Here is a 7723-nt window from a genome sequence, read left to right as displayed (position 1 = left end):
CGCACGGTGTAATCGAGGTCGACTTTTTGTGCGGCCCACAGCGGGGCGCTAGAGGCGAGAAGAACGGCTGAGAGCAGATAGCGGTGCATGGGCATTGCAAACAGTTCCTTTGTGACGCGGCGCGGTAATTCCCTATGACCGGCCCTGTCCGTTTTGATTCAGCATCGACGCGCCAGATAACCGTAGGGTGTGCTGTGCGCACCGAGCGATATACCGGGGGACGCCATGGTGCGCACAGCACACCCGACGAAGCCCAGCGCGACTGATCAGCCAGAGCGGAAGATCATATAGTCTTCCCAATCGTCTTCAGCGACGGCGGTCTCACTGAGCATAGTGCCGACTTGTGAAATACCAGCGTTGTGGACCATTTGCGGGTCGCCGCACACCAAGGGGTGCCAGCTTTCCAGGTCTTTGCCTTCGGCCACCAGGCGATAGCCGCAGGTCGGCGGCAGCCATTGGAACTCGCTGGCTTGGCCGGGAGTGAGCTGGATGCAGTCGGGCACAAACTGACGGCGATTGGCGTAGTTGCTGCACTGGCAAGTTTTCAGGTCGAGCAGTTTGCAGGCGATGCGCGTGTAGTAAACGCTGCCGTCGTCTTCGTCTTCGAGCTTTTGCAGGCAGCACAGGCCGCAGCCGTCGCACAGCGACTCCCACTCGTCCTGATCAAGCTGGTCGAGGGTTTTACGTTTCCAGAAGGGTTGGACGATGGCGGCCATGGCAGGGTACGGGCTGGTGAAAAGGGCGGCAGTCTAGCGCCCACCCGCGTATCGGCCAAGGCCGCGTTGCCAAACGGTTGCAGGCCCTTCGACGGGCCTGCGAACCACTCTTAATAACCCTTGGAAAAGTCCACTTCCCCGCGCAGCGGCTCGCCACTGTTAAAGCGCTGCAGGTTATCGAGGAACAGCTGGGCCATTAACGGCGGCTGAGTCGGCGCCGAGCTATGGCCGGTGAGCAGCAGACCAAACGCGGTCCAAAACGGATGGCGCGCCGGCAAGGGCTCCTGACGGCACACATCAATAATGGCGCCGCTCAAATGGCCGTCGCGCAGGGCCGCCACCAAGTCGGCATCCACCACCGCCACACCGCGCCCAGCGTTGATAAACAGCGCCGTCGGCAAGAATTGGGCAAACAACGTGGCGTTGTAAATATCGTGGGTACTGGGGGTATCCGGCAGCAGGTTGATCACGTAGTCAGCCTGGCCGACCAAACGCGGCAAGGCGTCCATACCCGCCACTTCCTTAAACGGCGGCAACTCGCGTGCCGAACTGGCCACACCATACAACTCGACACCAAATGGCGCGAGAAACTGCGCCACGCTCAGACCGATTTCGCCAGTGCCGACAATCAGCACGCGCCGGCCAGCCAGGCTGCGCGGCGCATGGTTGTCCCAACGACGTTCAACCTGAGCGGCCAGTCGCGCCAGCACTTCGCGCTCATGGGCAAGCATATAGGTGAGCACGTACTCGGCCATCACCTGGCCAAAAATGCCCACGGCGCGGGTCAGGCGATAGTCCTTGGGCAAATCCTGCGGCAACAGCGGCGTGATGCCCGCCCAGGTCGACTGCAACCACTGCGGCTTATGGCCCTTGCGCAGCAGCGTGGCGAGCAGCACGGGCTCACCCAGCCACACCTCACAGCCCGGCGCGAGCTGCGCCAGTTGGGTCGGATCGTCACTGCTCGCCAGGTCCAGATCGGGTTGAGCGGCACGCAACAGGTCGGCATAAATGGCGTGGTCAGATTCAGCAAGTAAAACGCGCATGGGGCAGAAAAACCTTCAAACACGGCGCGGCCGCACTTGGCAGCACCTTAAGACAGGAAAAAATACAGTGAGGTTGCCGGGACTGCGCCCAGCTCTTGAAGCGTCTTTCAGTTGACTCAGATCGGGTCGTTACGGCGCAGGAGTTCTTCTGGCAGATGCTGAATGTACTCGTCTTCGGCCGGCGGCATTTGCAAGTGATACCCCTGCTTGTCCAAGTTCGCCAAGACAGTTTCGATGTCCTCGCGAGACAGTTTGCGCTCCGGGCTCAACACCAAATCAAAGGTGTGCTTAGGCGTACCAAAGGCCACCAGCAACGATTCCGGGACCTTTTTCAAGGCGTCGGCTTTGAGTACGTAGAGGTACATTTCGTTGCGCTTGGGGCTGCTGTAAATCGAGCAAATCTTTTTCATGCCTGTTGTTCCTGGGTATAGGCCGCCAAACTGTCGAGCAGCGCTTGGCCCATCAATTCTCGGCGCCAACCGCGCAGCGAATCCGGCAGTTGGTAAGGGCCATTGGGGAAGCCGCTTTTGAGCAGGGCTTCGAGGATTTTTTTGCGCAGCATAATTTCCGGGGCGATATCCAGGCGCTCGGCTTCGCGCTGCCCCACCGCACGCAGCACTTTGAGCACGGCGGCGGCTTCCACCGGCAACGGCTCGGGCAACGCCTCGGGCCATTCGGCAGCGGGTTTGGCCGCGGCTTCTTTGATCAGGCCGAGCAAAAATTCGCCGTCCTGGCGCACGGTTTTGGGGTGCATATCTTCAATGCGTGCCAGGGCCACAAGATTGTCGGGCTGGTTGCGCGCCATCGGCCATAGCGAGTTCTCGCGGATCACCCGGTTACGCGGCAGGTTGCGCAGGCGCGCTTGCTGCTCGCGCCAGGCATAGAGTTCGCGCAGCACGGCGAGCTTGGCCGGGGCCAGCTTCCAGCCGAGCTTGGCGTCGCGGTAGACCTCGTTAGGGTCGATTTCGCGGCGCACGTTTACCACCATTTCTTCGCCGTCTTCCAGCACCCAGTTGAACTTGTCCGGGGCCAGACGCGCGCGCAGGGCTTCATACACCTCAGCCAAATGCAGCACATCTTCGGCGGCATAACTGACCTGGGTTTCCGACAACGGCCGCTGCAACCAGTCCGAGCGGGTTTCGCCTTTGGGCAGGTCGATATCCAACACGCTCTGCACCAGGCGTGAATAGCCCATGGAGAAACCGATATTCAAATACGCGGCGGCAATCTGTGTATCAAACAGCGGCAACGGCAACGTGCCGGTCAGGCGGGAAAACACTTCCAGATCTTCGCTGCAGGCATGCAAGACCTTGATCACAGCGGGGTCAGCCAACAACTCGGCAAAGGCGTCCCAGTTCTGGATAAGCAGCGGATCAATCAGATAAACCTGGCTGCCGTCGCACACTTGCAGCAGGCCAGCGATGGGGTAAAAGGTGTCGACCCGCATAAATTCGGTGTCGAGGGCCACGTATGGCAGACGCCGCCACTCGGCGCAAAGCCGTACCAGGCTGGCGTCGTCACGGATCCAATTGATTTCGATGGCCACATGCCTCTCCTTAAAGTTGCCGCGCAGTATATATCGAGCCCGGCTATGGACGGTGCTCGACTCGGTAAATCGGGGCCGGTGATTCACGACTTGCCCTGCGTAATCGGCGCTCCTATGCTGCGGTCGTTTTGTCCGACAATAATCAGAACAAGGATATGTCATGAAAAAGTTTCTGGGCCTGGTGGCCCTGCTGTTAGTCATTGCCGTGGTCTACTTGCTCGCGCAACCCAGCCCGATTGACCCACTGGCCTGGACCCCGCCCCACGAGCCCGCCATGACCGGCGTGCTGGAACCCAACGATTCCTTGATGAAAGCCGAGCTGCTGGCCAAAGGTCAGGTGCACGGCCCGGAAGATACCGCAGTGGATGCCGAAGGCCGCGTATACGGCGGCACCCACGACGGTAAAGTCATCCGCGTTAAAACCGACGGCAGCGTCGAAACCTTCGCCGAGACCAAGGGCCGCCCGCTGGGTATGGACTTCGACGCCAAGGGCAATCTGATCGTCGCCGACGCGTACAAAGGCCTGCTGAGCATCGACCCGCAAGGCCAGATCAGCGTGCTGACTACCGAAGCCGGCGGCGTGCCGTTCCGCTTTACTGACGACCTGGATATCGCCAGCGACGGGCGCATTTACTTTTCCGATGCTTCGAGCAAATTCGAACAACCGGACTATTTGCTCGACCTACTGGAAGGCCGCCCTTATGGCCGCCTGCTGCGCTACGACCCAATAACCAAGACCACCGACGTGCTGCTTAAAGACCTGTACTTCGCCAATGGCGTGGCGCTGTCAGCCAAAGAAGACTTCGTGCTGGTTAACGAAACCTACCGCTACCGCATCAGCCGCCTGTGGCTCAAAGGCCCGAAAGCCGGCAGCCACGACATCTTTATCGACAACCTGCCCGGCATGCCGGACAACCTGCAAGGAGACCGTGTAGGCACCTTCTGGGTTGCCCTGCCGACACCACGCAAAGCCGACGCCGACTTTCTCCAAGGCCAGCCTTGGTTAAAAGCGCAAATGGCCAAACTGCCGCGCGCCTTGTGGCCAAAACCGGCCAAATATGGTCTGGCGATTGCCGTGGATGAACAGGGCAAAATCATCCGCAGCCTGCACGACACCAGCGGCACCAACCTGCGCATGGTCACCTCGGTAAAACCGGTGGGCGGCTATCTGTACTTCGGCAGCCTGGATAACGACCGTATCGGCAAGCTGAAACTCGACTAAGCCGGTTAGCAACATCTGCGTTTATGATGGGCGCCCGATTTATCTCAGGTGCCCATCATGTCCCTCGCGCAACTGATTACCCCGCTGCAACTCGCCAACCGCCCCGGCCAACCCGACCGCCTGATCCTCGACTGCCGCTTCGCCCTCGACGACCTTGATTACGGCCAGCGCAGCTATGCGCAAGGGCATATCCCCGGCGCCGTATTTGCCGACCTTGAGCAGGATTTATCGGGCGCCATCGTTAAAGGCCTCACCGGCCGCCACCCTCTGCCCAACCCACAGGTGTTGGTCGAGCGCCTGCGTGCTTGGGGCTTGAACAATGACAGCGAAGTCATTCTCTACGACGACAACAAGGGCAATGGCGCCTTCGCCGCCCGCGCGTGGTGGCTGCTGGTCTGGCTGGGCAAGCGCGACAACGTTTACCTGCTTGATGGCGGTTTTAAAGCCTGGAATGAGGCAGGCTTGCCGGTTAATACAGCGCCGCCTGAACGCAGCCCAGGCACCTTTACCGGCCAAGCGGATAACAGCCTGGTCGTCAGCGCTGAGCAACTCGAGCTGATCCTTGGCGACCCAGAGCTAACCCTGCTCGACGCCCGTGCCCTGGCACGTTTTAAAGGTGAACAGGAACCCATTGACCCGGTAGCCGGGCATATCCCTGGCGCTCAATGCGCGGCGTTTACCGACAACCTCGACCGCGATGGCCGATTCCTGCCCGCCGAACAATTGCGCGCGCGCTTCGCCGCGCTATTAGGTGAGCGCAGCGCCGAGGGCCTGGTGGCCTATTGCGGCTCCGGGGTTACCGCCTGCCATAACCTGTTTGCCCTGAGCTTGGCCGGTTACCCGCTGGCACCGCTGTATGCCGGGTCGTGGAGCGAATGGATTACCGACCCCGAGCGGCCTGTAGCCACCGGTGAATAGCTAAAAACCGGCACCGCGCACCAAAGCGTTTACGCGCCCCATGGCGACAGCGGGACCATCGCTTGGTGCGCGCAGCCAGATTCTGCGTAGGGTGTGCCGTGCGCACCAGGGGCAAACACGGTTTTTGCGGCGAAACGGCGTTTTAAGCACCTTGAGGCATATACGCAGCATGCCAACGCCTCAAATGATTTAAAAACAGCCCTTTACAGCACAATGATCTGACTATGCTTGAGCAGAAGCGGCTAACCCCGCTTCCGGTGGGGCCTTTTCGAAATTCGTACTTCCACCCGCTGCCAGACGCCAAGGCCCCCACCGGTTACCTTTTTCGAGGTTTCTATGGGCATCGCCGCTGCAGATTTATGCCAACACGTTATCCGCCCTACCCTCCTCTACTTGGATCGCCACAGCCCCTGCGCCGAATCTTTTCTGCTCTGCGCTGCCGCTTGTCAGTCCGCCCTCGGCTCAGCCTTAGATGACCAGCATGGTCACGGTTTGTACCGAATCGCCGATCTGCGTCACCAAACATTCTGGGACCAGCACTTGGCGCTCGACCCAGAACTGGCCAGCCGCGTTCGTGGCCTGGCGAGTCAGCATGCATTTCTGGCCGCCCCCCACTTGGAACTGACCGTTAATCTGCGCTACGCCACCGCCATTGCCTGGCTTATGGTCGAGGCGCAAAGCCCCAGCCTGCCTGAGGTTGACGACATAATGGGCATGGCTCAGGTGTGGCAAAAGGTCTTCCAGCCGCAGGGACGGCTGCGCGATTTTAGCCGGGCGTGGCAGCACTACGTGGCAAAGGCGCGGCAAGCCGCCTGATATTTTCCTGGAACCATCCGGCCAACGTACGCTCGTACAAGATTGCCGACGATGCCATCAGATTGCCTTAAATTGTCGGACAATTGGCCGCAAAGTTGCGTTCTTGAGCGACTGGCCAGGTTATTCAAATCCTGATAATTTCCGCCCCCCGTACAAAAATACAACAGGACCTTTGCCATGAAACACGCCTGGTTCAAGACCACCCTAGCCCTGACCATTTCTGCCGCCGCCAGCAACGCCCTCGCTGGCGGTTTTGCCCTCAACGAACAAAGCATCAGCGGCATGGGTTCGTCCTACGCTGGGCGCTCGTCGTCGGCCGATGACGCCACCACCGTTTTTGGTAACCCAGCTGGCATGTCGCGCCTCAAGCGCCAAGAAGTCAGCGTTGGCGCCGCCGCCATCGTGGCCAAAACCGATATCAAACACGCCAAAGGCTCCAGCACCGGCAGCAACGACGGCGACATGGTTCCCGAAACTGGCGTACCGATGGGCTACTACGTCAACCCAGTTAACGAGCAATGGACCTTTGGCGTCGGCGTGTACGCCCCGTTCGGCCTGATCACCGACTACGAGCGTGGCTTCCAGGGCCGCAAGTTCGGCGACTACAGCGAAGTGAAAGTGGTCACCGTGCAGCCGACCGTGAGCTTTCGCGTTAACGATCAACTGTCCGTGGGTTTCGGTCCAACCATCAACCGTATTGACGGTAAGTTGGAAAGCTCGCTGGGCAGCATCAACCCGCTGGTACCCGCAGAAAGCCGCGTGAAGATCAAAGGTGACGACACCGCCTTGGGCTACAACATCGGCGTGCTGTACGAATTCACCCCGCAAACCCGCGCCGGTGTTACGTACCACTCCAAGGTCAAATACAAGCTGGAAGGCGACACCACCGTTTCCGGCAATAACGCCGTCTATTCGGCAATCGGCGCCTACGGCAAATACGATGCGTCGCTGGACCTGACCACCCCGGAATCGGTCGACGCCTCGTTCACCCACGACATCGACGATGCCTGGACTATCTATGCCGGTAGCACCTGGACCCGTTGGAGCCGCCTGAAAGAAATCACCGTTGAAAACGAAGGTGTAACCGGCCTCGCCGCTGGCAGCCTGTCGAGCATCACCGAAGAACAGAACTGGCACGACACTTGGGGCTACGCCGTCGGTACTGCGTACAAACTCAACAAAGAGTGGACCGTGCGCGCCGGCCTGGCTTTTGACCAAAGCCCGACCAACAACGCTGACCGTTCGCCACGCATCCCGACTGGCGACCGCACTGCAGTCAGCTTTGGCGTGGGCTGGAACCCGACTGAAGACCTGACCGTCGACCTGGCCTACTCCTACCTGTGGGAAGAAGACACCAAGATCGACCAGGTGGACACCACCGGCACCAAAGGCAGCTACAGCTCCACCTACGAAAACAGCGCCCATGGTTTCGGTACTCAGGTTTCGTACCGCTTCTAAGCGC

At 59.9% G+C, this 7723-nt stretch carries 8 protein-coding genes; 4 read left to right on the top strand and 4 right to left on the bottom strand.

Features of this window, described 5'->3' with window-relative positions:
* Nucleotides 1-266 precede the first annotated feature (266 nt).
* The 4 genes from AAAB16_RS01200 to rnd form a co-directional block, all read right to left on the bottom strand.
* On the bottom strand, nucleotides 267-716 hold the full coding sequence (locus AAAB16_RS01200; RefSeq protein WP_108099895.1) for a YcgN family cysteine cluster protein: 450 nt from the start codon (nucleotides 714-716) through the stop codon (nucleotides 267-269).
* 110 nt (nucleotides 717-826) lie between these two features.
* Nucleotides 827-1759, bottom strand: a complete 933-nt coding sequence (locus AAAB16_RS01195; RefSeq protein ID WP_340661686.1) for a D-2-hydroxyacid dehydrogenase — start codon at nucleotides 1757-1759, stop codon at nucleotides 827-829.
* A gap of 116 nt (nucleotides 1760-1875) precedes the next feature.
* Nucleotides 1876-2169 (bottom strand): YcgL domain-containing protein, encoded by a 294-nt coding sequence (locus AAAB16_RS01190; RefSeq protein WP_340661685.1) that lies wholly within the window; start codon nucleotides 2167-2169, stop codon nucleotides 1876-1878.
* On the bottom strand, nucleotides 2166-3305 hold the full coding sequence (gene rnd, locus AAAB16_RS01185) for a ribonuclease D (RefSeq protein WP_340661684.1): 1140 nt from the start codon (nucleotides 3303-3305) through the stop codon (nucleotides 2166-2168). Before rnd ends, AAAB16_RS01190 begins: the two co-directional genes overlap by 4 nt.
* A gap of 160 nt (nucleotides 3306-3465) precedes the next feature.
* Here rnd and AAAB16_RS01180 point away from each other — a divergent pair, with 160 nt between their 5' ends.
* The 4 genes from AAAB16_RS01180 (at nucleotide 3466) to AAAB16_RS01165 (ending at nucleotide 7719) form a co-directional block, all read left to right on the top strand.
* On the top strand, nucleotides 3466-4527 hold the full coding sequence (locus AAAB16_RS01180) for an SMP-30/gluconolactonase/LRE family protein (protein WP_340661683.1): 1062 nt from the start codon (nucleotides 3466-3468) through the stop codon (nucleotides 4525-4527).
* 57 nt (nucleotides 4528-4584) lie between these two features.
* Nucleotides 4585-5445 carry a sulfurtransferase gene (locus AAAB16_RS01175; RefSeq protein WP_340661682.1) on the top strand — a complete coding sequence of 287 codons (861 nt, stop codon included), beginning with the start codon at nucleotides 4585-4587 and terminating at the stop codon, nucleotides 5443-5445.
* A gap of 336 nt (nucleotides 5446-5781) precedes the next feature.
* Entirely contained in the window at nucleotides 5782-6261 is a 480-nt protein-coding gene (locus tag AAAB16_RS01170; protein ID WP_340661681.1) for a hypothetical protein, read from the top strand.
* Between the two features lie 177 nt (nucleotides 6262-6438).
* Entirely contained in the window at nucleotides 6439-7719 is a 1281-nt protein-coding gene (locus tag AAAB16_RS01165; RefSeq protein ID WP_340661680.1) for an outer membrane protein transport protein, read from the top strand.
* The last annotated feature ends 4 nt before the right edge of the window (nucleotides 7720-7723 follow it).

The organism is Pseudomonas sp., assembly GCF_037994325.1.
Taxonomy (GTDB): Bacteria; Pseudomonadota; Gammaproteobacteria; order Pseudomonadales; family Pseudomonadaceae; genus Aquipseudomonas.
This window is presented reverse-complemented; position numbering and strand designations above follow the sequence as displayed.